We start from the raw sequence: 1,428 nt of genomic DNA, 5'->3' as shown, positions 1-1,428 counted from the left end.
CTTCAGAACTAACACAGTGGACGCGAGCAACTGAGGACAAGCCCTCGGCCTATTAGTACCAGTCAGCTCCACCCGTTACCGGGCTTCCACATCTGGCCTATCAACCCAGTCGTCTACTGGGAGCCTTACCCTCTCAAGGAGGTGGGAATACTCATCTTGAAGCAGGCTTCCCGCTTAGATGCTTTCAGCGGTTATCCCTCCCGAACGTAGCCAACCAGCCATGCCCTTGGCAGGACAACTGGCACACCAGAGGTTCGTCCGTCCCGGTCCTCTCGTACTAGGGACAGCCCTTCTCAATATTCCTACGCGCACAGCGGATAGGGACCGAACTGTCTCACGACGTTCTAAACCCAGCTCGCGTACCGCTTTAATGGGCGAACAGCCCAACCCTTGGGACCGACTCCAGCCCCAGGATGCGACGAGCCGACATCGAGGTGCCAAACCATCCCGTCGATATGGACTCTTGGGGAAGATCAGCCTGTTATCCCCGGGGTACCTTTTATCCGTTGAGCGACGGCGCTTCCACAAGCCACCGCCGGATCACTAGTCCCGACTTTCGTCCCTGCTCGACCCGTCGGTCTCACAGTCAAGCTCCCTTGTGCACTTACACTCAACACCTGATTGCCAACCAGGCTGAGGGAACCTTTGGGCGCCTCCGTTACCCTTTGGGAGGCAACCGCCCCAGTTAAACTACCCATCAGACACTGTCCCTGATCCGGATCACGGACCGAGGTTAGACATCCAGCACGACCAGAGTGGTATTTCAACGGCGACTCCACCATGACTGGCGTCACGGCTTCAAAGTCTCCCACCTATCCTACACAAGCCGAACCGAACACCAATATCAAACTGTAGTAAAGGTCCCGGGGTCTTTCCGTCCTGCTGCGCGAAACGAGCATCTTTACTCGTAGTGCAATTTCACCGGGCCTATGGTTGAGACAGTCGAGAAGTCGTTACGCCATTCGTGCAGGTCGGAACTTACCCGACAAGGAATTTCGCTACCTTAGGATGGTTATAGTTACCACCGCCGTTTACTGGCGCTTAAGTTCTCAGCTTCGCAACCCCGAAAGGTCACTAACCGGTCCCCTTAACGTTCCAGCACCGGGCAGGCGTCAGTCCGTATACATCGCCTTACGGCTTCGCACGGACCTGTGTTTTTAGTAAACAGTCGCTTCTCGCTGGTCTCTGCGGCCACCCCCAGCTCACGGAGCAAGTCCGATCACCAGTGATGGCCCCCCTTCTCCCGAAGTTACGGGGGCATTTTGCCGAGTTCCTTAACCATAGTTCACCCGAACGCCTCGGTATTCTCTACCTGACCACCTGAGTCGGTTTAGGGTACGGGCCGCCATGAAACTCGCTAGAGGCTTTTCTCGACAGCATAGGATCATCCACTTCACCACAATCGGCTCGGCATCAGGTCTCAGCCTT

General features: G+C 56.1%; 1 rRNA gene. It reads right to left on the bottom strand.

Features of this window, described 5'->3' with window-relative positions:
- Positions 1–32: 32 nt before the first annotated feature.
- Positions 33–1,428: ribosomal RNA gene (locus AB0D01_RS39720) — 23S ribosomal RNA — on the bottom strand; the annotation flags it as partial.

The organism is Streptomyces sp. NPDC048606 (assembly GCF_040650855.1).
GTDB lineage: Bacteria > Actinomycetota > Actinomycetes > Streptomycetales > Streptomycetaceae > Streptomyces.
Note: the sequence above shows the minus strand (reverse complement) of the source record. Positions and strands in the feature narration are given on the sequence as shown.